This is a genomic window from Paracoccus litorisediminis, assembly GCF_009711205.1.
Taxonomy (GTDB): domain Bacteria; phylum Pseudomonadota; class Alphaproteobacteria; order Rhodobacterales; family Rhodobacteraceae; genus Paracoccus; species Paracoccus litorisediminis.
This window is the reverse complement of sequence record NZ_WMIG01000002.1, coordinates 444,039-469,731: the sequence shown is the minus strand read 5'-3', so window position 1 is coordinate 469,731 and position 25,693 is coordinate 444,039. Positions and strand designations below refer to the sequence as shown.

The following is a 25,693-nucleotide window of genomic DNA, read 5'->3' as shown; positions in this document are numbered from 1 at the left end:
GGTTCCAGCAACAGCGGCACCCATGAACGACACGCCTTCCCCAAGGGGTTTCCTGCGCCGGCCCGAGCCCAAGGCCATCGGCCATTCCGGCCGTGGTGAGCAGATCATCGAGGGCAAGCTGCATCTGGGCGGCCTGACGCTGACCGGCGAGTTTCTGGACAATGACATGCCCGCCTCGGTTGCGGCGGAATTGCACGGCTTTGGCTGGCTGGATGATCTGGCGGCGGTCGGCTCGCCGCGGGCGCGCTCGGTCGCGCAGCATCACGTGCTGCATTGGCTGAAGCGCCACCGGGTTCCACATGCCGATGCGCCGGAATGGACGCCTGCGATCGCCGGGCGGCGGGTGCTGCACTGGATCTTTCATGCCGGGATGATCCTGCCCGGCCTCGACCGCGACGGGGCCGAGCCCTATTTCCGCTCGTTGGACCAGCACCTGACCCATCTGCGTGCGACCTGGTATGACTGCACCGATGGGCTGCCCCGGCTTGAGGCATTGGCCGGCCTGGCGATCGGGGCGATGTCCTTGCGTGACCGTCAGGCCGTCGCCCGTCCTGCGCTGATCGCCTTGGCCGAGGAAGCCGATGCGATGGGCGTCGCCACTCTGTCGGAATCGCGCGCGCCGGAAACCCTGCTTGAGGCGATGGCACTGCTGGTCTGGGCGCAGGAGGTCGCGGACGAAGCCGGGCTGGAATCGCCCGCCGAGCTGCGCGCGATCATTGCCGAGATTGCCCCGATCCTGCGCAGCCTGCGCCATGCCGACGGGTCGCTGCCCAGCTTTCATGGCGGCGGGCGCGGCGCTGCCGGCCGTCTGGACCGCTGCCTGCGCGCGGCCGAGGGTGCGGCGCTGCCGGTGCATGGGCTGGCCATGGGTTTTGCCCGCATGGCGCGGGGGCGCACGACGCTGATTCTGGACGCGGCCCCTCCGCCCGGTGGACCGGCGGCGGTGCGGGCGCATGCCTCGACGCTGGCGTTTGAGCTGACCGTGGCCCGCCAGCCGCTGATCGTGAATTCAGGTCCCGGCGACGGATTCGGGTCGCTTTGGGCCAAGGCCAGCCGCGCGACGCCCTGCCATTCGGCCCTTTGCCTCGAAGGGTTGTCCTCATCCCGGCTGAACCCCAACCGGCAGGAGGGCGAGCCCGACATCCTGACCGAGCGTCCGGCGCTGGTCTGGGCGGGCGATTGCGACGCGCTGGGGAATCTTACCCCGCCCGATTGCGGCCCTGCCCATTCGACCGAACCTGCGCATCTTTTGTCCGGCCATGACGGCTGGCTGGACAGTCACGGGCTGACCCATCTGCGCGAATTGTGGCTGGCCCCCGACGGGGTGGCCCTGCAGGGCGAGGATTCGCTGGCCGCGCTGGATGCCAGCGCCCAGTCGCAACTGGACCGTGCCCGCCCGCCCGAGGGGCTGGGATTCGACATCCGTTTCCACCTGCATCCCGATATCGAGGCCCGCCAGCTGGGCCAGGTGATCGACCTGACCCTGCCCACGGGCGAGCATTGGCAGTTCAGCCATGATGGCGTCGGACAGGTCCGGCTGGAGGCCAGTTGCCTGCTGGATCGCGGCCTTGCCGAGCCTCGGCCTTCGCGCCAGATCGTGCTTACCGCGCGATTGCAGGGCCGCGCCATTCAGATCGGCTGGACCTTGGCGCGTTCCGGCGCTAGGTGACGGGGCAAATTCGCGATCCATGACGGGGCCCCACCGATGACCGACCGCATTCCGCTGAAACGCGCGCTGATTTCCGTTTCCGACAAGACTGGCCTGATCGACTTTGCCCGCGCGCTTGCGTCGCGCGGCGTCGAGCTGCTTTCCACCGGCGGCACCGCCAAGGCACTGCGCGAGGCGGGCCTGTCGGTGATCGACGTGGCGCAGGTCACCGGCTTCCCCGAGATGATGGACGGCCGCGTCAAGACGCTGCATCCGGTCGTGCATGGTGGCCTGCTGGCGCTGCGCGACAATGCCGAGCACATGGCTGCCGCCAATTCGCATGGCATCGGCATGATCGACCTGCTGGTCGTCAACCTGTATCCCTTCGAGGAAACCGTCGCCAAGGGCGCCGATTACGACGATTGCATCGAGAATATCGACATTGGTGGCCCGGCGATGATCCGTGCCGCGTCCAAGAACCACGCCTTCGTCACCGTCGTCGTCGACGTTCAGGACTATGCCGCCGTGCTGGCCGAACTCGACGCCAACGACGACACGACCAGCTACACCTTCCGTCAGCGTCAGGCCCAGATCGCCTATGCCCGCACCGCCGCCTATGACGCGGCCGTGTCTGCGTGGATGGCACAGGCCATTGGCGAGGAAACCCCGCGCCGCCGCAGCTTCTCGGGCGAACTGGCCCAAACCCTGCGCTATGGCGAGAACCCGCACCAGTTGGCGGCCTTCTACAAGGACGGCTCGGATCGTCCGGGTGTTGCTACCGCCAAGCAGTGGCAGGGCAAGGAACTGTCCTATAACAATATCAACGACACCGACGCGGCCTTCGAGCTGGTCGCGGAGTTTGACCCGGCGGGTGGACCGGCTGTTGCGATCATCAAGCACGCCAATCCCTGCGGCGTTGCCCGTGGCGCCACCGCCGTCGAGGCCTATCGCCGTGCCTATGACTGCGACCGGACCTCGGCTTTTGGCGGCATCGTCGCGCTGAACTGCACGCTGGACGCTGACACCGCCCGCGCCATCACCGAGATCTTCACCGAGGTCGTCATCGCCCCCGACGCGACCGAGGAAGCGCGCGAAATCTTTGCCGCGAAGAAAAACCTGCGCCTGCTGACCACCGGCGGCCTGCCCGATCCGACCGCCGCAGGGACCTCGTTCCGTCAGGTGGCGGGCGGCTTCCTTGTGCAAGGCCGCGACAATGGCCACGTCAAGCGCGAGGACCTGAAGGTCGTGACCAAACGCCAGCCCTCGGCCGAGGAACTCGACGACCTGCTGTTTGCATGGACCGTCGCCAAGCACGTCAAGTCGAACGCCATCGTCTATGTCAAGGATGGCGCGACTGTCGGCGTTGGTGCGGGCCAGATGAGCCGGGTCGATTCGACCCGCATCGGCAAGCGCAAATCCGAGGACATGGCCGAGGCGCTGGGTCTGGACCAGCCGCTGACCATCGGATCGGCAGTGTCGTCGGACGCGTTCTTCCCCTTCGCCGACGGGATCGAGGCTTTGGCCGCCGCTGGCGCCAAGGCGGTGATCCAGCCGGGTGGCTCGATGCGTGATGCCGAGGTGATCGAGGCCGCCGACCGTCTGGGTCTGGCCATGGTCTTCACCGGCCAGCGGCATTTCCGTCACTGATGGCGATGCAGCCCGCGACCCCCAAGCCGCGGAAGGCGCTGACGGCTCCGCGCAAGGCCGGCGCCCGGAACCGGGCGCCCAACACGCCGGTCTGGCGCCGCGTGGCGCTGGTCGCGGCGATCATCTTTGTGCTGGACCAGGCGCTGAAATACCTGGTCGTGCATCTGCTGCAGCTGGACCGCGTGCGCGAGATCGACGTGCTGCCGCCCTGGCTGAACCTGCGCATGGCCTGGAATCAGGGCATGAATTTCGGCCTGTTCTCCAGTGACGTCGACGTGATGCGCTGGGTGCTGATCGCGATTGCCGTCGCGGTCTGTGTCTGGGTCGGGGCATGGGTCTTGCGTGCCAATCCCTCGCGGTTGGCGCAGATCTCGGCCGGGTTCCTGATCGGCGGCGCGCTGGGGAACGTGATCGACCGGCTGATGTATGGCGCGGTCGCGGATTTCCTGAACATGTCGCTGCCCGGCTGGCAGAATCCCTACAGCTTCAACGTCGCCGATATCGCGATCTTTATCGGCGCGCTGGGGTTGGTTCTGCAGCCCCCCGAGGCGAAATCAAGCCCGGCGAAACGACGCGAGCCCGCGCGGTCGGGCGCCGCAAAACCGCCCGCCGCCGTCAAACCGGCAACGCGGGCCACGACCAAGCCGCCCAGCCGCGCCGCTCAGGGCGAGCTCTCGCTGGACGATCCGGCAGGGGGCGACAAGCCCCGTGACGAGGGCGGCAATTCACGCTAAGAACAGCGCCAGAAGAATGTGAGGGACGGGACATGCGGGCGATCGCGGTGACAATGACCTTGCTGGGGCTGGCCGCCTGCAGCAGTGATCCGCAGCTGATGAATACCAGCACGGGCCGTTCCAGCCCGGATGAATTCGCCATCCTTCCGACCAAGCCGTTGTCGATGCCGACGGATCTGAACGTGCTGCCCTCGCCGACGCCGGGCGGCACGAACATCACCGATCCCACCCCCGAGGCCGATGCGGTCGCGGCGCTTGGCGGTAATCCCGCAGCGCTGTCGCAGCAGGGTATCGGTGCGGCGGACGGGGCGCTGGTCAACCACGCCTCGCGCTTTGGTCGCGATCCCGCGATCCGTATCACCACCGCCAAGGAAGATTACGAATGGCGCAGCCGCAATTCGCGCCGCGCGCTGGAAATCCTTGCCCGTACCGATGTCTATTACCGCGCCTATGAGCCGATGACGCTGGACAGCTGGGCCGAGCAGGAGCGCTGGCGTCCGACCGGCGTGCTGCTGCCCGCTGCCCCCCCGATCATCGAAACCGGCGGCCTGCCGCCCGAGGCGCAGGAATCGGCGGATCGCCTGCTGCGGGACTAAGGGCGCAGTCCCGATCACGGCATGATGACGGCCTGCTGACTTGCGCGGCGGGCCCTCACAGGGCAGTTTCTGGCAGCGACCCGGAACCGGAGCCTGCCCATGACTATCCTCAAGCGCCTCTCGCCCCTTGCACTGGCGCTGTTGGCCGCGACCCCCGCGCTGGCCGAAATGCCCAAGGGAATCAGCCATTTCAAACTGGATAACGGCCTTGAGGCTGTGGTGATCGAGGATCACCGCGCCCCGGTCGTCGTGCAGATGCTGTGGTACAAGATCGGCTCGGCCGACGAACAGCCCGGCAAATCGGGCATCGCACATTACCTTGAGCACCTGATGTTCAAGGGCACGGACAAGCTGGGTCCGGGGGAATTGTCCAAGACCGTGACCGCCAATGGCGGCATGGACAATGCCTTTACCAGCTATGACTACACCGCCTATTTCCAGCGCATCGCCGCTGATCGCCTGCCGCTGGTCATGGAGATGGAATCCGACCGGATGGCCAATTTGAAGATCGGCGAGGACGACTGGAAAGCTGAACGCCAGGTGGTCCTTGAGGAACGCTCGCAGCGCACCGACAGCGATCCCGGCGCGCAATTCGGCGAGGAGCGCAGCGCCGTCCAGTTCTACAACCATCCCTATCGCCGCCCGGTCATCGGCTGGCGGCAGGAAATGGAGGGGCTGACCCGCGACGACGCCGTTGCATGGTATGACGCGCATTATGCCCCGAATGACGCGGTGCTGATCATCGCGGGCGATGTCACCGCCGAAAAGGCCAAGGAACTGGCCGAGAAATATTACGGCCCGATCGCGCCCAAGGCGGACAGCACCCGCAAGCCCCGCCCGCAGGAGCCTGAGCAGCGTGCCGACCGCCGCATGGAGCGCAGCGATCCGCGCGTGCCCCAGCCGGTGCTGATCCGCACCGTGCTTGCACCCGAACGTAATGCCAGCGATCAGAAACAGGCCGCCGCGCTAAGCGTGCTGGCCGAATTGCTGGCCGGATCGGCGCAAACCTCGGTTCTGGCGCGTGATCTGGTGTTGACCGGCAAGGCGCTTTACGTCGATGCCTCCTATGACGGGCTGACCGTGGACCCGACCACCTTTGGCATCTCGCTGGTTCCCGCGCCTGGCACCAGCAATGCCGATGCCGAGGCGGCGCTGGACGCGGCGCTGGCGAAATTCCTGCAGGACGGGCCGGATGCGGCGCAGTTGGAGCGGGTCAAGACCCAGATCCGGGCCTCGCGCATCTATGCTCAGGATTCGGCGCATGGCCGGGCCTATGATTACGGGCAGGGCCTGTCGGTCGGGCTGACGGTTGAGGATGTGAACGACTGGCCCGATGTACTGGGTGCAGTCACCGCCGAGGACATCCGCGAGGCCGCGAAGCTGGTGCTGGAAAGCCGGGGCAGTGTGACCGCGTGGCTGCTGCCCGAAGCGGCCCCCGCCAATGCCGCCCCCGGACCCGCTGCCGAGGCTGCCGCCCAACCTGTCCCGACTGATGCCGCCAATACCGAGGTCGTCCAATGATCCGCGCGCTTGCCACATTCGCCTTTGTCGCGCTGGCGGCCTTGCCCGCCCGCGCCATCGATATCCAGCAGATCACCTCTCCGGGCGGGATCAAGGCGTGGCTGGTCGAGGACCACTCGATCCCCTTCACCGCGCTTTCGCTGATGTTCAAGGGCGGGGCCAGCCTTGATGCGCCGGAAAAACGCGGCGCGATCAACCTGATGACCGCGCTGCTGGAAGAAGGCTCGGGGCAGATGGACTCGGTCCAATATGCCGAGGCGATCGAGGCCTTGGGCGCATCGAACCGCTTCGATGTCAGCGATGACGCGCTGGTCGTCAGCAGTCGCGCCCTGACCGAGAACCGCGACGAAGCCGCCGAATTGCTGCGTCAGGCGCTGGCCGAGCCGCGTTTTGACGCTGATGCGGTCGAGCGCGTTCGCGCGCAGGTGCAATCGGTGATCATGAGCGAGGCGACCGATCCGAATTCGATCGCCAGCAAGGAAATGGCCAAGCTGTCCTGGGGCGATCACCCCTATGCGACCTCGGTCAACGGCACGGCGGAATCGGTCGCAGCCCTGACCCGCGACGATTTGATCGACGCCAAGAACCGCGTTCTGGCGCGCGACCGTGTCGTCGTCGCGGCGGCAGGCGACATCAATGCCGAGGATCTGGGCAAGCTGATCGACAAGATCCTTGGCGACCTGCCTGAAACGGGCACGGCCCCGCTGCCGGAAAAGGCGCAACTGAAACTGACCGGCGGCGTCACCGTGCTCGACTGGGACAGCCCGCAGACCGTGGTCAGCTTTGCCCAGCCCGGCCTGCCGATGTCGGACCCCGATTATTTCGCGGCCTTCGTCGCCGATCACATTCTGGGCGGCGGCGGGTTCTCCTCGCGGCTGATGGATCAGATCCGAGAAAAGCGCGGGCTGACCTATGGCGTGGGCACGGGCCTCTCGAATGGCGTCTATGGCGAGACATGGGCTGGCGGCATGGCCAGCGCCAATGAAAAGGTCGCCGAGGCCGTCGGTCTGATCCGGCAGGAATGGGACCGTTTCGGTGAGACTCTGGTGACCGAGAAGGAACTGACCGACGCCAAGACCTACCTGACCGGCGAATATCCCCTGCGCTTCAACGGCAATGGCAAGATCGCGGGCATTCTGGCCGGGATGCAGTTGATCGGCCTGCCCGCCGATTACGTCAACACCCGTAACGCCCAGATCGAGAAGGTCTCCGCCGAGGATGTCCAGCGCGTCGCCAGGCGCCTGCTGGATTCCAACCAGATCCGCTTTGTTCTGGTCGGCAGGCCGCAGGGTATTCAGGCCTCGAACTGACGAATCCTTTCCCATGCAGGCAGGAAATGCTAAATCTGGGGGCATGAATTCTCATGCCCCCAACATGCGCCCCATCATCCGCCAACTGGACGAATCCGCGGCCAACCGCATCGCGGCGGGCGAGGTGGTCGAGCGTCCGGCCTCGGCAGTCAAGGAACTGGTCGAGAACGCGCTTGATGCCGGTGCGCGCCGGATCGGCATCGCCATCTCGAAGGGCGGCAAGGGGCTGATCCGGGTCAGCGACGACGGCTGCGGCATGACCGCCGAGGATCTGCCTCTGGCGCTCTCGCGCCATGCCACCAGCAAGATCGACGGCAGCGACCTGTTGGACATCCGAAGCTTCGGTTTTCGTGGCGAGGCCCTGCCCAGCCTTGGCGCTGTCGGTCGGCTGACGATTTCCAGCCGCGCGCAGGGCTTTGACGGCGCGCAGATCGGCGTGGTCGGCGGGCGTATCACCCCGGTCAAGCCCGCTGCTGGCAATCGCGGCACGGTCGTAGAACTGCGCGACCTGTTCTTTGCCACCCCGGCGCGGCTGAAATTCCTGCGCACCGATCGGGCGGAAACGCAGGCCGTGGCCGAAGTCATCCGCCGCCTTGCCATGGCCGAACCCTATGTCGGCTTCACCCTGACCGATGAGGACGAAGGCCGCACCCTGTTCCGCGCCGATGCCGAACAGGGCGAGTTGTTCGATGCGTTGCAGACCCGGCTGACCCGGATCATGGGGCGCGAGTTTATCGACAATGCCCTGCCCATCGACGCGACCCGCGACGGTATCACCCTGACCGGCTTTGCGGCGCTGCCGACCTATTCGCGCGGTGCGGCGGTGGCGCAGCATCTGTTCGTCAATGGCCGCCCGGTCCGCGACAAGCTGCTGACCGGGGCGCTGCGGGCAGGTTACATGGATGTTCTGGCCTCGGGGCGGCATCCGGCGGCGGTGCTGTTCGTGACCTGCGATCCGCATATGGTCGATGTGAACGTCCACCCGGCCAAGGCCGAGGTGCGCTTCCGCGAACCCGATATCGCGCGCGGGCTGGTGGTCAGCGCCCTGCGACACGCGCTGGCGGGGGCAGGGCATCGGTCCTCGACTACGGTGGCGACGGCGGCACTGTCGGTTGCGCGGCCCGAACCCGAAGCGGCCCCGCGCACCTATCAGGCCGATTATCGGTCCGCGCCGCGCCCCTCGGCGCAAGCCATTGCCGCCAGCCTTGCCTTTCAGGCCCCCGGTTTCGCCGAAACGCCGACGGCAAGGGTCGAGCCTGAAACCGTGGTCGAACCTGATGCGCCCTTGGGGGCAGCCCGCGCGCAATTGCATGAAAACTGGATCATCGCCCAGACCGCCGACGGCATCGTCATCGTCGATCAGCATGCCGCGCATGAGCGGCTGGTCTATGAGCGGCTGAAGGCGCAGGCCGAGGCCAAGGGCATCGCCAGCCAAGCCCTGCTGATCCCCGAAATCGTCGAGCTGTCTGACGCCGATGCCCAGCAGATCCTGTCCATCGCCGATGAGCTGGCTGCACTTGGGCTGGTGATCGAACCCTTCGGTGGCGGTGCCATTGCGGTGCGCGAGGTGCCCGCGCTGATTGCGCGCATCAATGCGCCCGCGCTGATCCGCGATATTCTGGACGATCTGGCCGAGCAGGGCGCATCAGATCGGTTGCGGTCGCGGGTCGATGCGGTGCTGTCCTCGATGGCCTGCCACGGCTCGGTCCGATCGGGGCGGCGGATGTCCGGGGATGAGATGAACGCCCTGCTGCGCGAGATGGAGCGCACCCCGAAATCGGGCCAGTGCAACCATGGCCGTCCGACATGGATCGAGCTGAAGCTGTCGGATATCGAACGGCTGTTCGGGCGCTAGTTGACCTGAACGCGCCGCGGCGCGACACTTGCGCAAAGGAGACTTCTCCATGCTCGAGATCAGCCCCGCCAAGATCGCCCATGTCATCATCCGCGCCCGCGAATATGACAGCGGGGTCAACGCTTGGGCGCATAGCGGCCAGCGGACCGGGCGGGGTACGGAAACTGAGCTGTCGGAATTCATCGCCAGCCTGAATGACGACGAAAAGGCCAGCCTGGTCGCCGTCATGTGGATCGGGCGCGACACGTTCGGTGCCGAGGATCTGGCCGAGGCGATCCACACCGCCAAGGTCGAGAACCGCTCGCCCACCGAGACTTACCTGATGGGTGAGCCGCAATTGGCCGATTATCTTGAAGCCGGGATGGAGGCGCTGGGGATTTCCCCCGAAGAGGCCGAGGATGACCTGCACCACCCGGTCTGATCAGCGCGACAGCCGGATCAGCGCCCCATCCTCGGCATCGGTCAGCACCATGATTGCGCCATCCGGGGCAATGGCCACATCGCGCACCCGTCCGATGCCTTGCGCAAGATGCTGTTCGCCGATGACATGGCCGTCCTTGATCTTCAGCCGGACCAGCGCCTTGGCCTGCAAGCCGCCGATCAGTGCGTCGCCCTGCATTTCGGGAAACATCGCGCCATCGTAAAAGGCCATGCCGCTGGGGGCGATCACCGGGTCCCAGTAATAGACCGGCTGCTCCATACCTTCTTGCTGGGTGATGCCCTTGCCAATCGCTTTGCCGCTGTAATCCTCGCCATAGGTGATGATCGGCCAGCCGTAATTGCGACCAGCCAGCGGCATGTTCAGCTCATCCCCGCCCTTGGGGCCGTGTTCTACCGTCCATAGCCGACCCTCGGCGTCCAGCGCAGCGGCCTGCAGGTTGCGATGTCCCCAGGACCAGATCTCGGGCTGGCCGCCGCCATTGGCAAAGGGATTGCCGCTGAGCCCGCGCCCGGTCATCGGGTCGATCCGCAGCACCTTGCCCAGATGGGTATTCACGTCCTGCGCCAGTTGCCGGGCCTTTGGCAGCGAACGCTCTCCCGTCGTCACGAACAGCCCGCCCTGTTGGTCGAACACCAGCCGAGAGCCGTAATGCATGGTCGATTCCCATGCCGGCTCTTGCCGGAAGATCACCTTGGCCCCTTCGATCCTAGTGCCATCGGCAGAAAGCGTCCCGGTCGCCACCGAGGTCGAGGTCTTGCCGCCCTCGCGGGTCTCGGCAAAGCTCCACCAGATGCGGCGGGTCTGGGCGAAATCCGGGGCGACGGCGACATCCAGCAGGCCGCCCTGCTTGCGGGTGTCGACCTTGGGCAGGCCGGCCAGCGGTTCCGACAGCTTGCCGTCTGCGAAAAGCCGCATCCGGCCCGGTTTTTCGGTGATCAGCCAACTGCCATCCGGCAACAGCGCCATACCCCAGGGGTTCTCCAGCCCCGAGATCACGCTTTGCTGTTTCACGTGAATTCCGTCCTGCAATTCCGGCGCGCGCGTCTGGCCCTGAAAGGCCGGGCTCTGCCCGGCGGCATTGGGTGGGGCGCTGTTCATCTGCTGGGCAAATGCGGGACCGGCCACCATGGCGGCCAGCAGGGCGATCAGGCTTCGGCGTTTCATCGTCAGGCTCCGTCGCAAGGGCTTCATGGCCAAACCCGATGCGCGGCGCGGGCGTTCCCTGACGATTCCGTCAGAGCCGGGCCAGATGGTGCTGAAACAACGCCTCGGCCCGGCCCCATGCGTCCTGATCGATGCGGTCGAGCGTCGCCAGAACCGGCAGGATCTGACCCGCGAAATCCACCGAGCTTTCCAGCGGCAGCAGCGAGGGCAGGTTGTCGATCGCCATCACGTCCAGCGGCGGATCGGCCACGCGCAGGGCCGGCTGCGCCCAGTCGGTTACCCGGTCATAGACCTTGATCGGGTTGAACTCGCTGGTCGGGTCGCAGGCGACATCGCCGATGACCGACAAAATCCGCGCCGGAGACAAGGCGTCCTGATCGATGAAGACCGGCGCGCCGGGCTGGGCAAGAATGCAGTTGATGAACAGGTCATGCATCAGGATCTGCGGATAGGGGCCGCCGCCTGCCGTCTCGGCCATGTCCCATTTCGTGACCGCGACTCCCATCCGCGTCAGCAGGTCCGAGGCTCCGCTGCCGACCCGACCGAGCGCGCCAATCACGATGGCGCGCGGACGGGGCAGGCCGGTTGCGTCGATCTCGGCCCTGATCGCGTCGCACATCACCGTTTGCGAGGCAAAGGTGCTGACCGGTCCGCAGATGCCGCCGCGCTTCTGCGCCGCCCAAGCCTTGAGCGACACTGCCGCTCCGGCAAAGCCCGCCCAATAGCCAAAGGCCGCCAGTCGACGCCCGTCGGCTCCGGTCAGGTATTCAAGATCATAAAGCAGTCCGCCGCCGGCCCGGAAACGGCGCAGCAACTCCAGTCCGGCGGGCTGCCCCTTATAGGCGTGGCCGAACATGATATGGCGATGCAGCAGGGGTGTGCCGGTTTCCGGCAGTTCCTTCAGGCCATAGATGATCGCGTCGGCGGGGGCATCCGGCCAGCTGCCCTCGGGCGCGATCTCGGCACCCGCGGCGGCATAGTCGCGGGTCGGCAGGATGCGATGTGGACTGTCCTCGACCGTGACGCGAAAGCCTTGCGCGATCAGGGTGCCGACACCCTCGGGCGTAATGCCGACTCGCCGTTCATTGGGGCGGCTTTCGGATCGAACCCATAGATGCACCATTGCCGCCCCCTTTGCTGTTTTCGCCCGGTTAGGGAAAGGTCGCCCTTGCTTCAAGCGGCGGGCGACGGGCACCGCGGAACGGCCCCTGACCTGCCGCGTCGATGCGCGCGATTGCCGATTGGATGGGCTCGATCACGACATTCATGCTGAAGGCCGTGGCATGGATCATGCGGTCGGCATCCAGCGCCAGCGCGACATGGCCGGGCCAGAACAGCAGGTCATTGCGGCGGATATCGCCCTGAACCAGCGGGAAGGCATCCTGCTGCATGTCGCTGTCGCCGGGGCAGGCAACGGCGCAAGCCGAGAGCGCAGCTTGGGCCAGACCCGAGCAATCAATCCCCGAACGGCTGTTGCCGCCCCACAGATAGGGGGTGCCGATCAGCGTTTCCGCTACCGCCGCCGGATCGCTGGCCGGGGTCTGGGTCAGATGCTGCGCCGGTACCCAGCCACCCGCGGCCAGACGGGCAAAGCCCTTGTCGATTTCGGTCACCGACAGACGCGCGCCCATGGACAGCATCCCGGTTTCGCGCAGTTTCATGTTCGCTTCCGGGTAGATATGGGTCGCGGGGGCGCTGACCCGATGCGTGATCGGATGATCCGCCGGGCCAAGCGCTTCGGCGCGCAGCCAGCCGCAATAGCCATCCGCTTGCGACTGGACAAAGGCCCAGCCTTCCTGTTCGTCCACCACCAGCAGATCGACGCCGAAATTCACCTGACGGTCGCGCGCACCGGACGGGGCGCGGCACAGATCGGCCAGCGGCACCCCCAGCCGCATCAGCCGACCCGCCACATAGGCCGGACGCTCCAGCACGCCGCGCAGACTGTCCAGCGCGACGCGATCGGTCGCCGGCGTCAGGCGGCGATCGGTGGGGCGGGTCAGGATGGCGTCGGTCATTTCAGGATCTCCGGCAGGGCGTTCAGGATGGCGCGCATGCCCTGGCCCGCGCCACCCTTGGGACGACCGGGAGCAGCGCTGGGTTGCCAGCCATAGATGTCGAAATGGATGTAATTCCCGGCTTTCTCGGTAAAGCGGCGCAGGAACAGGGCGGCGGTGATCGCCCCGGCGAAGCCGCCGCCGGGCGCATTGTCCAGATCGGCGATGCCCGGCTCGATCATCGATTCATAGGGCTCCCAGAAGGGCAGGCGCCAGACCGGATCGGCATGGTCGCGCCCTGCATCATGAACGCTTTGCGCCACGCTGTCATCGTCGCAGAAGAAGGGCGGCAGGTCCGGCCCCAGTGCCACCCGCGCCGCGCCGGTCAGCGTCGCCATCGAGATCAGCAGCGCGGGCGCTTCCTCATCGGCAAGGGCCAGCGCGTCGCCCAGAACCAAACGGCCCTCGGCATCGGTATTGTTCACCTCGACCGTCAGGCCCTTGCGGCTGGTCAGGATGTCGCCGGGGCGGAAAGCATTGCCCGCAATGGCGTTTTCGACCGCCGGGATCAGTACGCGCAGCCGCATCCCCGCAGTCAGGCCCAGACGGGCCAGTGTCTCGGACAGGCCCAGCACATTCGCCGCGCCGCCCATGTCCTTTTTCATCAGCCCCATCGACGAGGGCGGTTTGATGTCCAGCCCGCCGGTGTCAAAGCAGACCCCTTTGCCGACCAGCGTCAGCATCGGGCCTTCGCCGGGGAAGCGCAGGTCAATCAAGCGCGGCGCCTGCGCGCCCGCCCGTCCGACGGCATGGATCATCGGGAAATTCTGCGCCAGCAGATCGTCGCCGGCGATGACGGTGACCGTGGCCCCGTGACGGGCGGCCAGATCGCGGGCCGCGCGTTCCAGATCCTCCGGCCCCATATCCGAGGCGGGCGTGTTGATCAGGTCGCGTGCCAGATATTCGCCGGCAGCCAAGGCCAGCACGCGCTGCGCATCGACGCCCTCGGGGCAGACCAGCCGCGCCGCCGGGACCTCGGCCTTGCGGTAACGGGTGAAGCGGTATTGCGCGAACAGCCAGCCAAGCGCGCCGGTCGCTAGGTCCAGCCCCTCGGGCCGGTTGGCCAGATACCAGTCGCCCTTGGGCAGAGATTCGGCGGCCTTGGCCAGCAGGTAGCGGTCGCGGCCCTTTGACTGCGGGCCGATGCCGTAAAGCGCGCCAGCGATGCCGCCGTCAGGCGTGGGAAGCAGGCAAAGCTGCCCGGCCTTTCCTGCAAATCCTTGCGCCTTGGCCCATGCGGCGGCGGCGGGCGTGGTCTCGGGTGGCAGATCCGGCCCGTCGGTTCCGGGGCGGACAAGCCACAGATGCAGCGCGGCGTCAGAGGGGGCGGCGAATTCGGGAAGTTCGGGCATGTGCATGGGCCTTGGTCCTAGTCTTGCTAGGCAAGGTAACGCGCGGGAAGCGCATCGCAAGCCCGTTCGGCTATTCCGGCGCGGGCCGGTCCCAGACACAGGTCAGGGACTGGTTCCCGATCCGCATCAGCCGGGCCGAGGTTGCGACCAAAGCGGCAACGTCGCGATGCTCCGCGCAGCGTCCGACATCGATGGCCACCCCAGCCAGCGTGACCAACCCCATCTGCCAGGCCAGACGCGACAGTCGGTCGGCATCGCGCGCGACCCCGGCCAGATCCCCCTGTCCCACTGCCAGCAGCGTGCGGCTGAGGGCCAATGCCATCTGCTCCAACGCCGCGCCGATCACCTCGGACGCGGTGGTTTCGCCCAGTTCCTGGACGATTCCTTCCAGCCTGCGCCGGTCTATCGTCACGCGCTCTTCGACCGAAAGCCTTGCTATCTTTACCATCGAACCACCAGGAACAGCCTTGTCGCTGGCAGGCAAACTGTCATCAATCCATCAAGAAATGGTTGAGACGATCGGGCTAAACCTCTCGAACTTTATCGGTTCGGGCTGTATGACGTGCCAAACGGTAGAAGAGGATGTCATGAAACAGGCCCGACCGCTGCCCCATTACCTCGTCCAGCGCTATCAGGGCTGGCGCGCCACCGCATTCAATGAAAACCGCAGCTGGTATCGCCGCCTTGCCGAAGGCGGGCAGCATCCGCGCGCCATGGTCATCGCCTGCTGCGATTCGCGGGTGCATGTCACCTCGATCTTTGGCGCGGATACGGGCGAGTTCTTTATTCACCGCAATATCGCCAATCTGGTGCCGCCCTATCTGCCCGACGGCCAGCAGCACGGGACCTCGGCGGCGGTGGAATATGCGGTCAATGCGCTCAAGGTCGCGCATCTGGTGATTGTGGGGCATACCGGTTGCGGCGGTGTCGCGGGTTGCCATGCAATGTGTTCCGGTCACGCTCCCGAGCTTGAGGAAAAGACCAGCTTTGTCGGTCGCTGGATGGACATCCTGCGCCCCGGTTACCAGCGTGTCAGCGAACTGCCCGAGGCCGATCAGGTCGCCGAGCTGGAACGGCAGGCGGTGCTGATCTCGCTGGAAAACCTGATGACCTTCCCCTTCATCCGCGAGAATGTCGAGGCCGGGAACCTGTCGCTGCATGGCGTCATCCACGACATCGCCGAGGGCACGCTGCTGGAATACAGCCCGGAAACCGACAGCTTCGCTCTGGTCGGCTGAGCCGGACTTGTTGCCGGGCCGTCAAGGCTGGTATGGCAGTGCTGTACCAGCCGAAAGGACGTCCCATGACCGCGCTGCCTTCCTCCGATGACATTGCCCGCATGGACGCGGCTGACCCGCTGGCCGCATTGCGCGAACGCTTCCTGCTAACCAAGGGTGAAGTCTATCTGGATGGGAATTCGCTGGGCGCGGCCAGTATCGACGCCTTGGCGGCCTTGCAGGTTGCCGCCCGTGATGAATGGTCGCGCGACCTGATCCGCAGCTGGAACAGCGCCGGCTGGTTCGATCTGCCGGTGGAACTGGGCGACCGGATCGGTCGGCTGATCGGGGCGGCAGCGGGGCAGGTGGTGGTCACGGACACCACCTCGATCAATATCTACAAGGCGCTGCATGCGGCGATCGGGCTGCGGCCGGGTCGCGACGTGATCGTGGCCGAGGCGGGCAGCTTTCCGACCGACCTGTACATGGCCGAGGGGGTGATCTCGGCCCTGCCCGGCATGAGCCTGCGGCTGGAAGGCCGCGACGCCTCCCGGATCGAGGATCTGCTGGACGAGCGTGTCGCCGTGGTGCTGGTCAATCACGTGAATTACCGCAGCGGCGAATTGCGCGACATGGCGGCGCTGACCCGCAAGATCCACGCCTCGGGTGCGCTGGTGGTCTGGGATCTTTGCCATTCGGCGGGGGCGCTGCCGGTCGAACTGGATGCCTCGAATGCCGATTTCGCGGTCGGTTGCAGCTACAAATACCTGAATGGCGGGCCCGGCGCGCCAGCCTTCCTTTATGCCGCTAGCCGCCATCTGGGGCAGGTCGCGCAGCCGCTGAGCGGTTGGTGGGGCCATGCCCGGCCCTTTGCCTTTGAGACCGGCTATGCGGGCGATCCGGGCATTCGCCGCTTTCAATGCGGCACCCAGCCGGTCCTGTCGCTGCGGGCGCTGAAAGGCGCGCTGGACATCTGGGATCAGGTCGACATGCAGGCCCTGCGCGCGAAAAGCCTGTCGCTGACCGATCTGTTCATCGAGCTGGTCGAGGGGCAATGCGCCGGGTTGGGGCTGACCCTGCAGACCCCGCGCGAGTCCGCGCAGCGTGGCAGTCAGGTCGCCTTTGCGCATGAGAATGCCTATGCCGTCATGCAGGCGCTGATCGCGCGGGGCGTGATCGGGGATTTCCGTGCGCCCGACATCCTGCGCTTCGGCTTTGCGCCGCTTTACCTCAGCCATGCCGATGTCGCCCATGCGGCGGATGTACTGCGCGACGTGCTGCAGACCGAGGAATGGCGCGAGGCGCGCTTCGCGGTGCGCGCTGCCGTGACCTGAACGTGAAAGGGCCTGCCCGGAACCGGACAGGCCCGATGTCTTTCAGGCGTTGGCGGTCCAGCCAAGGGCCCGCGGGCGCGCCTTGGCGATGGCCGCGACCAGCATGCCGGTGATGGCGGCTTTCAGCAGGTCGCCCGGAATGAAGATCGCCATCAGCATGGTGCATTCGCTGATGCTTTTTCCCAGGCTGAGCGACATGCCGACAATGCCGAAAGCGTAAAGCACGACGACGCCACCCAGCACCGCGCCGATGAAGGCGCGCAGCCCCACATGGCGCAGGCGGGCATGTTCGACGAACCATCCGGTCACAAAGGCTGCGATGGGGAAACCCACAAGGAAGCCCGCGGTCGGTCCGGCAAAGACCGCAAGACCGCCGCGGCCTCCGGCCAGAAGCGGCAGGCCGATGGCGACCAGCAGCAGGAACAGCATCACCGACAGGAAGCCGCGCTTCGCGCCCAGCATGGCCCCGGCAAGCATGATACCCATGCCCTGCGCCGTGATCGGCACGCCAAAGGCCAGGGTTATCTTGGGGACCAGCCCAAGTGCTGCGATCAGCGCCGCGAAAAGCGCGATCTGTGCGACGTTTCTTTCCATGTCACTCCTCCGTGAGGGGATTCAGGCCGCCGCGCGCCCGCAACGCTTCGGCCAGATGATCCGCATCGTCCAGCGCCAGAAGCGCCATTGGCAGGACGATATGCCAATTCGCCCGGCGGGGCGAGCGTGCCCGCCATGCCTCCAGCAGCATCCGGCCCTTGCCGATCAGGACTGGGGTGAAGCGGATGACCAGCGGGATGGCGGATTCGATCACGCCGACCGGCAGTCCGATCCGACGCAGCGGTGCCAGCAGGCGATGCAGCAGATCGGTCATGTCGCCAAGGCTGGTGGTCATCGTCACCAGATTGGCCAGTGCCAAAGCCGCGACCATGCGCAGGGCGGTGCGGATGCCCTCGGGCCAGTTGCCGGCGAAGGCGTGCCAGACCAGCAGCAGCGCGACAAAGGGCCAGATCACCCGTATTTGCCGCAGCCCGTGGCCGAGAAAATGTCGCCCCGGCAAAGCATAAAGCACCAGCGTCAGCGCCAGCACCATTGCCTGCGCCCAAAGCGGCTGCAGCAGGAACAGCGCGGTCGTTGCGCATGCCAGCGCCAGCAGCTTGGCCCCCGCGGGCCAGCCATGCGCGCGGGTCCTAACCGGCGAGGTCAGCGAGATCATCGCCTGCCCCTTCCCGGATCATCGCGGCTTCGAACTCGGCCAGCAGGTCGGGACCGTCCTCGGCCCGGATCTGGCCCTGATCCAGCCAGCAGACATGGCCGTAGCCCGCCAGATCGCGCGGATCATGCGAGATATGCAGGATATTGGCACCGCTGCTCTCCAGATGGCGGGTCAGCTGCATCCGGGTCGGGATGTCCAGCCCGGCAAAGGGCTCATCAAGGATCAGCCAGCGCGGCTGCATTGCCGTCACCGCCATCATGCACAGCAGATGCTTCTGCCCCTGAGACAGCGCCTCGGTGGTGGCGTCGATCCAATGGGACTTGCCGAAGCGGGCCAGCGTCGCTTGTGCGGCGTCGCGCGCTTCCAGCTTGCTGCGGCCCATCTGGCGCAGGCCAAAGCAGATTTCCTCAAGCACGGTGGGAAAGATGATCTGATGCTCGGGGTTCTGGAACAGGATGCCGACGGTGGCGATGGCGGCGCGGCGGTCCTTGCAGACATCGACGCCTTCGATCAGCACGCGCCCTTCCGAAGGGGCGACCAGCCCGGCCAGCAGCCGCGCCAGCGTGCTTTTGCCGGAACCGTTGCGGCCGATGATGCCGATGCGGGGCGCGTCCAGCCGCAGCGTGATCCCCTGCAGGATCCGGCGCGGGCCGATGGCGTGGGACAGGCCCTGAATCTGGATGCCGGAACCGGCTTGCATGCATTCGCCTCACGAGACGGTTTGTCAGAATCGCGAACCCCTCTAACATCTTTGTAGCCGGTTGAAACCCGCATCACCCAAGGAGGGTCGCATGAGCTGGAATCCCGCACTCGAACCCGGATGTCCCGATCAGGTCTCGCTGGACAGCATCGAGACCCTGATCATCCCGCGCGCCCGTGACCTTGGCGCCTTCGAGGTGATGCGTGCGCTTCCCGCGCCGAAACGGCAGATGGTCGGGCCATTCATCTTCTTCGATCAGGCCGGTCCGGCTGAATTCCTGACTGGCCAGGGCGTCGATATCCGTCCGCATCCGCATATCGGGCTGGGCACGGTCACCTATCTGTATCAGGGCGATTTCCACCACCGCGACAGCATCGGCACCGATCAGGTGATCCTGCCCGGCGCGGTCAACTGGATGGTGGCGGGCAAGGGCGTCACACATTCCGAACGCACCAGCGCGCAGGGCCGCAAGGGACCGCATTCGCTGTTCGGCATCCAGACATGGATCGCCCTGCCCGAAAGCCATGAGGATATCGACCCGGTCTTTGAGCATCACGAAAAAAACCGCCTGCCCGATTTCACCGATGGCGGCATCCATGCGCGGCTGATCCTTGGCCGCGCCTATGGCGAGACTGCGCCTGCGACCATGTATTCGGACACGTTCTATCTGGATGTGGCTCTGGACCCCGGTGCGCGCTTCCCGCTGCCCGACGACCATGAGGATCGCGGCATCTATGTGACCCAGGGCTCGGTGCTGATCTCGGGGCAGGAGTTTCCGGCGGGGCGGATGATGGTGTTCCGGCCGGGGGACAAGATTACCGTCGCAGGTGGCGCGCAGGGTGCGCGCATCATGGCGCTGGGGGGCGAGACCCTGAACGGGCCCCGCTATATCTGGTGGAACTTCGTCGCCTCGTCACAGGAGCGGATCGAGCACGCCAAGCAGGAATGGGCCGCCGCGAATTGGGGGCAGGGGCTGTTCCACCTGCCACCCACCGACCATGACGAGTTCATTCCGCTGCCTTAAGGGCGCAGCAGCACCTTGCCCGCCTTGCCCGGAGCAAGCGAGGCGCGCACGGCATCCCCAATCTGGTCGAAGCTGTAGATGCCTTCGACCGGCAGCTTCACCGCGCCCTGGATCACCAGACCCATCAGTTCGGCGATCAGCCGTGCCATGCCCTCGGGGCCAAGTGCGACCGCCACCTTGGACGCCCAGTAGCCCTTGACCACTGCTTGCTTGTAGATTAGGTCGCCCGCGTCCACGATCATCGGCTCTCCGGTCATCGACCCGAATGAGACCAGCACGCTGTCATCGCCCAGCACGCTTAGCAACTCGCCGCTGGCCTTGCCGCCGATGGAATCGACACCTGCGCGGATCGAGGCACCGTCGGTCAGCGCGCGGACACGGTCCTGCCAGCCCTCGGTCGAGGCGACGACATTGGTGATGCCCAGTTCGGCCAGTTCGGCGATGGTTTCCTCGCGGCGGACAAGGCTGATGACATTGATGCCGCGCGCGGCGCCCAGCATGGACACGGCCTTGCCGACCGCACCATTGGCGGCGTTCAGGATGATCCAGTCGCCCTTTTCCAGCTTCAGGAACTCCAGCAGCGTAAGCGAGCTGAAGGGCATGGCGATGAGTTGCGCGCCCTGTTCGTCGCTGATCGCGTCGGGCAGCGGCACCACCGAATGCGCGGGAGCCACGAAATACTCGGCCCAGGTGCCGTGGACTCCGGCGACGGCAATGCGCTGGCCGATGGTCAGGCCGGTGACGCCGGGACCGACCGCGTCGACGGTGCCGACAGCCTCGGTGCCGCCGATGGCGGGCAGTTCGGGCTTGTAGCCATAGACGCCGCGCACGGTGACCAGATCGTGGTTGTGGATCGAGGACAGAATGGTGCGAATGCGGACCTGACCTTCGGCGGGTTCCGGGATCGGGCTGTCGGCGGCGGTCAGGACATCGGCGGGTTCACCGAAAGTCGAATGGATGGCACTGCGCATGGCAATCTCCTTGGATATGTTCATTCGTGGGGTCCGCAATCCAGCAGGCGCTCGGTTGCGGTAAGGGCGCGCTCAAGCGGCGCGGAGCTGCGGGTCAAACGGGAAAGCAGCGCCGCCCCCAGCCACATCTGGTAAAGCGTCTGGGCCAATGCCTTGGGCTTGGTGCCCTGCGGAAGCGAGCCGTCCTTGCGCCCGTCGCGGATCACATCGGCCAGCCGGGCGACCAGCGCCTCGGTTCCGTCGCTCAGGACGTGGCGCATGTCTTCGGACAGGTCAGAGACCTCGGCGGCCAGCTTGACGACGATGCAATCCTCGGCCCAGCCGGGCTGGCCTGCGGTGGCATCCTCGGCCAGCCAGCCCTGGAAATAGCGCATCAGACGGGCGCGACCGGTGCCTTCGGTCAGCAGCGAATCCAGCTTCTGGCCGTAATCCTCGATGTAGCGCTGCAGCAGCGCGACGCCGAAGGCCTCTTTCGAGGCGAAATAATGGTAGAAACTGCCCTTGGGCACACCCGAGGCCGCAAGGATCTCCTGCAGGCCAAGGGCGGCGAAACCCTTCCTTTGCACCAGCGCGTGGCCGGTTTTCAGGATGGTCAGACGGGTGGATTCGGTCTTGGTCGGTGCGTTCATGACCGGCATATAGGAACGAATAGACCGGTCGTCTAGTAAGAATAGACCAGTCGTCTAGAAATTTTCCAACCTCCGCCCGTCCGTGGGGTCGAAGACATGCAGATGCTGCGGATCGGGCGCGACATCGACCCGGTCACCGCGTTGCGCTTGCGTCGTGCCGGGCAGGCGCAGGGTCATGGCGGCGTCCGATCCCGCGATCACCCCATAGCCAAAGGCATCCGCGCCCAAACGCTCGACCGAGCGCAGATCGACCGGGATTGCGGGCTGCCCGGTCTCGGCCAGATTCAGATGCTCGGGACGCAGGCCCAGCCGCAGGCTGCCCGCAGGCAGGCCGGACAAGGGCAGGCGATGACCGCCGGGCAGGGTGACGCCGCCCGCCTCGGCCTCGACCGTGAAGATGTTCATCGCCGGAGAGCCGATGAAACCTGCGACGAATTCCGTGGCCGGGGTCTGATAGACCTCCAGCGGGGTCGCGATCTGTTCGGCCACGCCCTTGTTCATCACGATCAGGCGGTCGGCCAAGGTCATCGCCTCGACCTGATCATGGGTGACGTAAAGCGTGGTCTGGCCGGTGCGCAGATGCATCTCTTTGATCTGCAACCGCATCTGCACCCGCAGCTTGGCATCCAGATTGGACAGCGGCTCATCAAGCAGAAAGGCCGAAGGCTCACGCACCAAGGCCCGGCCCATGGCGACCCGCTGGCGCTGGCCGCCGGACAAGGCGCGGGGCTTGCGGTCCAGATAGGGTTCCAGTTCCAACATGCGGGCGGCTTTGGCCACCTGCGCCTCGATCTGATCCTTGGGCATTTTCGCGATCTTCAGCCCATAGGCCATGTTCTCGCGCACCGACATGTGGGGATAAAGCGCGTAATTCTGGAAGACCATGGCGATGTCGCGCTCGCGCGGTTCAAGGTCGTTGACCACCTTGCCGCCGATTTCCAGCGTCCCCGAGGTGATCGCCTCAAGCCCGGCGACCATACGCAGCAGCGTGGACTTGCCGCAGCCCGAAGGGCCGACGATCACCACGAATTCGCCATCGGGAATGTCGATGCTGATGCCATGGATGACCTGATTTCCGGAATAGCTTTTGCGGACGTCGTTCAGAAGGATGCGGGCCATTTATTTCTCCGTCTCGACCAAACCCTTGACGAACCAGCGCTGCATCAGCACGACCACAAGGATCGGCGGCAGGATGGCCAGCACGGATGTGACCATCACCAGGTTCCAGGGCGTATCGGCATCCGCAAAAGAGATCATCTTCTTCAGCGCGATGACGATGGTGTTCATTTCGTTGGAATTCGTGACCAGCAACGGCCACAGATATTGCGTCCAGCCATAGATGAACTGGATGACGAAGATCGCCGCGACATTGGTCAGCGACAGCGGCCACAAGATGTCGCGAAAGAACCGCCACGGCCCGGCACCATCCACCCGTGCGGCCTCAAGCAGCTCATCGGGAATGGTCATGAAGAACTGCCGGAACAGCAGCGTCGCCGTGGCCGAGGCGATCAGCGGCAGGATCAGGCCCGGATAGGTGTCGATTAGCCCCAGATCGACCATGACCTTGTAGGTGGGCTGGATTCGGACCTCGACCGGCAGCATCAGCGTGATGAAGATCAGCCAGAAACACACCATGCGCAGCGGAAAGCGAAAGAACACGATCGCATAGGCCGAGGCCATGCTGATCGCGATTTTCCCCAGCGCGATCCCCAGCGCGACGATGGTGGTGTTGGCCAGCAGCCGCCACAGGCTGACGCCGCCGATCCGGCTGACCCCGCCGCTGAAGGCGTCGCGGTAATTGGCGGCGGCCTCGGGGCCGGGGATCAGCGGCAGGGGCGGGCGCAGGATGGTCTGGGTCGTATGGGTCGAGGCGATGAAGACGTAATAGACCGGAAAGGCCACCACGATCACGCCCAGCACCATCCAGAAATGCGCAATCAGCCTTTCGCTTGCGCGGGCGGCGATGGGGCTGTCGGGTGCTTCAGCCATAATGCACCCTCCGTTCGATGAAGCGGAACTGGAACGCGGTCAGCGCGATCACGATCACCATCAGGATCACTGATTGCGCGGCGGATTCGCCCATGATCAGGTTCACGAAGCCGTCGTTATAGACCTTGTAGACCAGCGTTTCCGTGGCCTTGCCAGGCCCGCCTCCGGTCACGGCATGGATGATCCCGAAGGTGTCGAACAGTGCATAGACCGTGTTCACCACCAGCAGGAAGAATGTCGTAGGCGCCAGCAGCGGAAAGGTAATGGTCCAGAAGCTGTGCCGGCGGCTCGCGCCATCGATGGCGGCGGCTTCCAGCAGTGAGCGGGGGATGGCCTGCAGTCCCGCGACGAAGAACAGGAAGTTATAGCTGATCTGCTTCCATGTCGCGGCGGCGATGATCAGAATCATCGCGTGATCGGCATTCAACAGCGGATTCCAGTTGATGCCCATGACCCGCAACGGGCGGGCCAAGGTCCCGAAGCTGGGATTGAACATGAACAGCCACAGCATCCCGGCGATGGCGGGCGCAACGGCATAGGGCCAGATCATCAACGTGCGATAGAAGCCTTTGCCGCGAATGATCTTTTCCGCCTGCACCGCCAGAAACAGCGCAATCGACATCGCCAAAAACGCGACCGAGGCCGAAAAAACCGCCGTCACCTGCACCGAGTTCAGGTAATTCGGATCGCTCAGCACCTTCCGGAAATTCGCCAAGCCGACAAAGGTCGAACTTAGCCCGAAAGGGTCCTCTTTCAGCATGGATTGCCGGAACGCCTGCGCGGCGGGCCAGTAGAAAAAGATCAGCGTAATCGCAAGCTGTGGTGCCAGCAAAAGCCAGGGCAGCAGCCTGTGCGGAAAGACCGTGCGTCTCATCCGTCCCCCCTTGTCGGTGGGGCGGGCAGCCAAGGGCCGCCCGCCGGTTCCGGCTTAGCCGCCGGTGAGGTCCCTGATCGCGGCATTGCCGCGCTCGGCTGCGTTTTTCAGCGCGGTTGCGGCATCCTGCTGGCCCGCCAGCATCTTTTCGTATTCTTCGTTCTGGATGTCGCGCAGTTGCGGCAGGTTCGGCGCGCGCACGCCTTTCGAGTTCTCGGTCGGCGGCTTGCCGGACATCTGCAGGATCGGCACCTCGCGCGCCGGGTTCTTTTCATAGAATCCCGACGCCTTGGTCGCCTCATAGGCGGCCATCGTTACCGGCAGATAGCCCGACTGTTCGTGCAGGAACTGTTGCACCTCGGTCTTGGACAGATAGGCAAAGAAGGCGGCGACGCCCTTATAGACCTCATCGGATTTGCCACCCATCACCCAAAGCGAGGCTCCGCCCGGCGTGGTGTTTTGCGGCGCACCCGCAGCGGTTTCGTCATAGGGCAACTGCCCGATGCCGTAATTCATCCCCGATTTGACGATGTCGCCCAGGCCACCCGAACTTTCGGTCAGGATGCCGCATTCGCCCGAGGTGAAGTTCTGCTTGGCCTCGCTGGTGCGGCCGCCATAGACAAAGACGCCCTCTTTCGCCAGATCGGCAAGTTCGTGGAAATGCTTGACGAAAAGCGGGCCGTCGATCTTCAGCTCCGGCACTCCGGCCAGTCCGTTTTCGTTCGTGGCCCAGCTGACATTGTTCCAGGCGGCGAAGTTCTCGGTATGGATCCAGGTCAGCCAGGTCGAGGTATAGCCGCAGGTCGCAGCCCCCGATTCCTTGATCTTGCGGGCGGCGGCCCAGACCTCGGCCCAGGTCTTGGGCGGGTTGTCCACATCAAGGCCCGCCTTCGCGAAAATGTCCTTGTTGTAGTAAAGGATCGGCGAGGACGAGTTGTAGGGGAAGGACAGCATCTCGCCTTCCGGGGTGGAATAGTAACCGACGATCCCGGCCAGATACTGGCTTTTGTCGAAGGTCTGGCCGCCTTCCTTCAGGACCTCGGCCACCGGCTTGATCGCGCCCTTGGCGCCCATCATGACGCCGGTGCCCACGTCAAAGACCTGCATGATGTCGGGGGCCTGTCCGGCGCGGAAGGCGGCGATGCCCGCGTTCAGCGTTTCGGGATAGGTGCCCTTGAACACGGGTTTCAGCTCATATTCGGACTGGCTGGCATTGAAGTCGCTGGCGATCTTGGTGACGACTTCGGCATTGGCACCGGTCATCGCGTGCCACCAGGAAATCTCGGTCGCGGCATGGGCAGACAGGGGCAGGGCCGCCATCAGACCTGCGCACCAGAGTGCGGTCTTCTTCATGGATGAACCTCCGTTCCATGTGGTCCGGCAGACCGAAATCCGCCGCGCATGGGCGGGCTGGGATGG

At 65.4% G+C, this 25,693-nt stretch carries 25 protein-coding genes; 11 read left to right on the top strand and 14 right to left on the bottom strand.

Features of this window, described 5'->3' with window-relative positions; genetic code table 11:
• Positions 1 to 22: 22 nt before the first annotated feature.
• From GL300_RS07690 to GL300_RS07655, 8 genes are all read left to right on the top strand, one after another.
• A complete protein-coding gene (locus GL300_RS07690; protein WP_155039015.1) occupies positions 23 to 1,669 on the top strand; it encodes a heparinase II/III family protein in 1,647 nt (548 codons plus the stop codon).
• Positions 1,670 to 1,705: 36 nt separating this feature from the next.
• On the top strand, positions 1,706 to 3,295 hold the full coding sequence (purH, locus tag GL300_RS07685) for a bifunctional phosphoribosylaminoimidazolecarboxamide formyltransferase/IMP cyclohydrolase (protein WP_155039014.1): 1,590 nt from the start codon (positions 1,706 to 1,708) through the stop codon (positions 3,293 to 3,295).
• A 5-nt stretch (positions 3,296 to 3,300) separates the two neighbouring features.
• Positions 3,301 to 4,029 (top strand): signal peptidase II, encoded by a 729-nt coding sequence (lspA, locus tag GL300_RS07680; RefSeq protein WP_155039013.1) that lies wholly within the window; start codon positions 3,301 to 3,303, stop codon positions 4,027 to 4,029.
• 32 nt (positions 4,030 to 4,061) lie between these two features.
• A complete protein-coding gene (locus GL300_RS07675) occupies positions 4,062 to 4,625 on the top strand; it encodes a DUF3035 domain-containing protein (protein ID WP_155039012.1) in 564 nt (187 codons plus the stop codon).
• A 99-nt stretch (positions 4,626 to 4,724) separates the two neighbouring features.
• Positions 4,725 to 6,146 (top strand): M16 family metallopeptidase, encoded by a 1,422-nt coding sequence (locus GL300_RS07670; RefSeq protein ID WP_155039011.1) that lies wholly within the window; start codon positions 4,725 to 4,727, stop codon positions 6,144 to 6,146.
• On the top strand, positions 6,143 to 7,456 hold the full coding sequence (locus GL300_RS07665) for a M16 family metallopeptidase (protein WP_155039010.1): 1,314 nt from the start codon (positions 6,143 to 6,145) through the stop codon (positions 7,454 to 7,456). The genes GL300_RS07670 and GL300_RS07665 overlap by 4 nt, the downstream gene beginning before the upstream one ends.
• 43 nt (positions 7,457 to 7,499) lie before the next feature.
• Complete coding sequence (gene mutL / locus GL300_RS07660) at positions 7,500 to 9,311, top strand: DNA mismatch repair endonuclease MutL (protein WP_155039009.1); 1,812 nt, start codon at positions 7,500 to 7,502, stop codon at positions 9,309 to 9,311.
• 49 nt (positions 9,312 to 9,360) lie between these two features.
• Positions 9,361 to 9,732 (top strand): DUF3775 domain-containing protein, encoded by a 372-nt coding sequence (locus GL300_RS07655; RefSeq protein ID WP_155039008.1) that lies wholly within the window; start codon positions 9,361 to 9,363, stop codon positions 9,730 to 9,732.
• On the opposite strand, the gene GL300_RS07650 is transcribed toward GL300_RS07655, so the two are convergent.
• The 5 genes from GL300_RS07650 to GL300_RS07630 all read right to left on the bottom strand — a co-directional run bounded on the left by GL300_RS07650 (position 9,733) and on the right by GL300_RS07630 (position 14,774).
• The gene (locus tag GL300_RS07650) at positions 9,733 to 10,917 is read right to left on the bottom strand and encodes a PQQ-dependent sugar dehydrogenase (protein ID WP_170297621.1); all 1,185 of its coding nucleotides are present in this window, start codon (positions 10,915 to 10,917) and stop codon (positions 9,733 to 9,735) included. It lies immediately after the preceding gene.
• A 70-nt stretch (positions 10,918 to 10,987) separates the two neighbouring features.
• Positions 10,988 to 12,040, bottom strand: a complete 1,053-nt coding sequence (locus GL300_RS07645; protein ID WP_155039006.1) for a saccharopine dehydrogenase — start codon at positions 12,038 to 12,040, stop codon at positions 10,988 to 10,990.
• 28 nt (positions 12,041 to 12,068) lie between these two features.
• Complete coding sequence (locus GL300_RS07640) at positions 12,069 to 12,935, bottom strand: C40 family peptidase (RefSeq protein WP_170297620.1); 867 nt, start codon at positions 12,933 to 12,935, stop codon at positions 12,069 to 12,071.
• Complete coding sequence (locus GL300_RS07635) at positions 12,932 to 14,326, bottom strand: leucyl aminopeptidase family protein (RefSeq protein ID WP_155039005.1); 1,395 nt, start codon at positions 14,324 to 14,326, stop codon at positions 12,932 to 12,934. Before GL300_RS07635 ends, GL300_RS07640 begins: the two co-directional genes overlap by 4 nt.
• A 70-nt stretch (positions 14,327 to 14,396) precedes the next feature.
• Positions 14,397 to 14,774, bottom strand: a complete 378-nt coding sequence (locus tag GL300_RS07630) for a hypothetical protein (protein WP_155039004.1) — start codon at positions 14,772 to 14,774, stop codon at positions 14,397 to 14,399.
• Positions 14,775 to 14,913: 139 nt separating this feature from the next.
• On the opposite strand from GL300_RS07630, the gene GL300_RS07625 reads away from it, so the two are divergent.
• Together GL300_RS07625 and kynU are read left to right on the top strand one after the other, a co-directional pair.
• Positions 14,914 to 15,564 carry a carbonic anhydrase gene (locus tag GL300_RS07625; RefSeq protein WP_155039003.1) on the top strand — a complete coding sequence of 217 codons (651 nt, stop codon included), beginning with the start codon at positions 14,914 to 14,916 and terminating at the stop codon, positions 15,562 to 15,564.
• A gap of 65 nt (positions 15,565 to 15,629) precedes the next feature.
• Positions 15,630 to 16,877, top strand: coding sequence for a kynureninase (kynU, locus tag GL300_RS07620; RefSeq protein WP_155039002.1), 1,248 nt, complete (start codon positions 15,630 to 15,632; stop codon positions 16,875 to 16,877).
• Positions 16,878 to 16,919: 42 nt separating this feature from the next.
• Here kynU and GL300_RS07615 read toward each other — a convergent pair whose 3' ends face one another.
• Genes GL300_RS07615 through GL300_RS07605 form a run of 3 tightly spaced genes read right to left on the bottom strand, consistent with a single transcriptional unit; the run spans position 16,920 to position 18,787 of the window.
• Complete coding sequence (locus GL300_RS07615; protein ID WP_155039001.1) at positions 16,920 to 17,471, bottom strand: biotin transporter BioY; 552 nt, start codon at positions 17,469 to 17,471, stop codon at positions 16,920 to 16,922.
• Between the two features lies 1 nt (position 17,472).
• Complete coding sequence (locus GL300_RS07610) at positions 17,473 to 18,087, bottom strand: energy-coupling factor transporter transmembrane component T family protein (RefSeq protein ID WP_155039000.1); 615 nt, start codon at positions 18,085 to 18,087, stop codon at positions 17,473 to 17,475.
• On the bottom strand, positions 18,062 to 18,787 hold the full coding sequence (locus GL300_RS07605; protein WP_155038999.1) for an energy-coupling factor ABC transporter ATP-binding protein: 726 nt from the start codon (positions 18,785 to 18,787) through the stop codon (positions 18,062 to 18,064). The genes GL300_RS07610 and GL300_RS07605 overlap by 26 nt, the downstream gene beginning before the upstream one ends.
• Before the next feature lie 91 nt (positions 18,788 to 18,878).
• Here GL300_RS07605 and GL300_RS07600 point away from each other — a divergent pair, with 91 nt between their 5' ends.
• On the top strand, positions 18,879 to 19,811 hold the full coding sequence (locus GL300_RS07600; RefSeq protein ID WP_155038998.1) for a pirin family protein: 933 nt from the start codon (positions 18,879 to 18,881) through the stop codon (positions 19,809 to 19,811).
• Here GL300_RS07600 and GL300_RS07595 read toward each other — a convergent pair.
• The 6 genes from GL300_RS07595 to ugpB are packed head-to-tail and all read right to left on the bottom strand — an operon-like array spanning position 19,808 to position 25,627.
• Positions 19,808 to 20,782: a zinc-binding dehydrogenase gene (locus tag GL300_RS07595; protein ID WP_155038997.1), complete on the bottom strand. Its 975-nt coding sequence runs from the start codon at positions 20,780 to 20,782 to the stop codon at positions 19,808 to 19,810. The genes GL300_RS07600 and GL300_RS07595 overlap by 4 nt on opposite strands.
• A gap of 20 nt (positions 20,783 to 20,802) precedes the next feature.
• The gene (locus GL300_RS07590; protein WP_155038996.1) at positions 20,803 to 21,411 is read right to left on the bottom strand and encodes a TetR/AcrR family transcriptional regulator; all 609 of its coding nucleotides are present in this window, start codon (positions 21,409 to 21,411) and stop codon (positions 20,803 to 20,805) included.
• 54 nt (positions 21,412 to 21,465) lie between these two features.
• The gene (locus tag GL300_RS07585; protein ID WP_155038995.1) at positions 21,466 to 22,530 is read right to left on the bottom strand and encodes a sn-glycerol-3-phosphate import ATP-binding protein UgpC; all 1,065 of its coding nucleotides are present in this window, start codon (positions 22,528 to 22,530) and stop codon (positions 21,466 to 21,468) included.
• On the bottom strand, positions 22,531 to 23,400 hold the full coding sequence (gene ugpE / locus GL300_RS07580; protein ID WP_155038994.1) for a sn-glycerol-3-phosphate ABC transporter permease UgpE: 870 nt from the start codon (positions 23,398 to 23,400) through the stop codon (positions 22,531 to 22,533).
• Positions 23,393 to 24,274: a sn-glycerol-3-phosphate ABC transporter permease UgpA gene (gene ugpA, locus GL300_RS07575; RefSeq protein WP_155038993.1), complete on the bottom strand. Its 882-nt coding sequence runs from the start codon at positions 24,272 to 24,274 to the stop codon at positions 23,393 to 23,395. Before ugpA ends, ugpE begins: the two co-directional genes overlap by 8 nt.
• A gap of 54 nt (positions 24,275 to 24,328) precedes the next feature.
• Positions 24,329 to 25,627 (bottom strand): sn-glycerol-3-phosphate ABC transporter substrate-binding protein UgpB, encoded by a 1,299-nt coding sequence (gene ugpB, locus GL300_RS07570; protein ID WP_155038992.1) that lies wholly within the window; start codon positions 25,625 to 25,627, stop codon positions 24,329 to 24,331.
• Positions 25,628 to 25,693: the final 66 nt, after the last annotated feature.

Excerpts from the sequence above, each read along its gene's own strand:
- kynU (WP_155039002.1), top strand. The coding sequence starts at position 15,630 with ATGACCGCGCTGCCTTCCTCCGATGACATTGCCCGCATGGACGCGGCT.
- ugpA (WP_155038993.1), bottom strand. The coding sequence starts at position 24,274 with ATGAGACGCACGGTCTTTCCGCACAGGCTGCTGCCCTGGCTTTTGCTG.
- ugpB (WP_155038992.1), bottom strand. The coding sequence starts at position 25,627 with ATGAAGAAGACCGCACTCTGGTGCGCAGGTCTGATGGCGGCCCTGCCC.
- GL300_RS07645 (WP_155039006.1), bottom strand. The coding sequence starts at position 12,040 with ATGGTGCATCTATGGGTTCGATCCGAAAGCCGCCCCAATGAACGGCGA.
- GL300_RS07655 (WP_155039008.1), top strand. The coding sequence starts at position 9,361 with ATGCTCGAGATCAGCCCCGCCAAGATCGCCCATGTCATCATCCGCGCC.
- GL300_RS07690 (WP_155039015.1), top strand. The coding sequence starts at position 23 with ATGAACGACACGCCTTCCCCAAGGGGTTTCCTGCGCCGGCCCGAGCCC.
- GL300_RS07640 (WP_170297620.1), bottom strand. The coding sequence starts at position 12,935 with ATGACCGACGCCATCCTGACCCGCCCCACCGATCGCCGCCTGACGCCG.
- GL300_RS07600 (WP_155038998.1), top strand. The coding sequence starts at position 18,879 with ATGAGCTGGAATCCCGCACTCGAACCCGGATGTCCCGATCAGGTCTCG.
- ugpE (WP_155038994.1), bottom strand. The coding sequence starts at position 23,400 with ATGGCTGAAGCACCCGACAGCCCCATCGCCGCCCGCGCAAGCGAAAGG.
- GL300_RS07605 (WP_155038999.1), bottom strand. The coding sequence starts at position 18,787 with ATGCAAGCCGGTTCCGGCATCCAGATTCAGGGCCTGTCCCACGCCATC.
- GL300_RS07625 (WP_155039003.1), top strand. The coding sequence starts at position 14,914 with ATGAAACAGGCCCGACCGCTGCCCCATTACCTCGTCCAGCGCTATCAG.
- GL300_RS07585 (WP_155038995.1), bottom strand. The coding sequence starts at position 22,530 with ATGGCCCGCATCCTTCTGAACGACGTCCGCAAAAGCTATTCCGGAAAT.
- GL300_RS07610 (WP_155039000.1), bottom strand. The coding sequence starts at position 18,087 with ATGATCTCGCTGACCTCGCCGGTTAGGACCCGCGCGCATGGCTGGCCC.
- GL300_RS07595 (WP_155038997.1), bottom strand. The coding sequence starts at position 20,782 with ATGCGCAGTGCCATCCATTCGACTTTCGGTGAACCCGCCGATGTCCTG.
- GL300_RS07635 (WP_155039005.1), bottom strand. The coding sequence starts at position 14,326 with ATGCCCGAACTTCCCGAATTCGCCGCCCCCTCTGACGCCGCGCTGCAT.
- GL300_RS07665 (WP_155039010.1), top strand. The coding sequence starts at position 6,143 with ATGATCCGCGCGCTTGCCACATTCGCCTTTGTCGCGCTGGCGGCCTTG.
- GL300_RS07670 (WP_155039011.1), top strand. The coding sequence starts at position 4,725 with ATGACTATCCTCAAGCGCCTCTCGCCCCTTGCACTGGCGCTGTTGGCC.
- mutL (WP_155039009.1), top strand. The coding sequence starts at position 7,500 with ATGAATTCTCATGCCCCCAACATGCGCCCCATCATCCGCCAACTGGAC.
- GL300_RS07590 (WP_155038996.1), bottom strand. The coding sequence starts at position 21,411 with ATGAACGCACCGACCAAGACCGAATCCACCCGTCTGACCATCCTGAAA.
- GL300_RS07630 (WP_155039004.1), bottom strand. The coding sequence starts at position 14,774 with ATGGTAAAGATAGCAAGGCTTTCGGTCGAAGAGCGCGTGACGATAGAC.
- GL300_RS07615 (WP_155039001.1), bottom strand. The coding sequence starts at position 17,471 with ATGGAAAGAAACGTCGCACAGATCGCGCTTTTCGCGGCGCTGATCGCA.
- GL300_RS07675 (WP_155039012.1), top strand. The coding sequence starts at position 4,062 with ATGCGGGCGATCGCGGTGACAATGACCTTGCTGGGGCTGGCCGCCTGC.
- purH (WP_155039014.1), top strand. The coding sequence starts at position 1,706 with ATGACCGACCGCATTCCGCTGAAACGCGCGCTGATTTCCGTTTCCGAC.
- GL300_RS07650 (WP_170297621.1), bottom strand. The coding sequence starts at position 10,917 with ATGAAACGCCGAAGCCTGATCGCCCTGCTGGCCGCCATGGTGGCCGGT.
- lspA (WP_155039013.1), top strand. The coding sequence starts at position 3,301 with ATGCAGCCCGCGACCCCCAAGCCGCGGAAGGCGCTGACGGCTCCGCGC.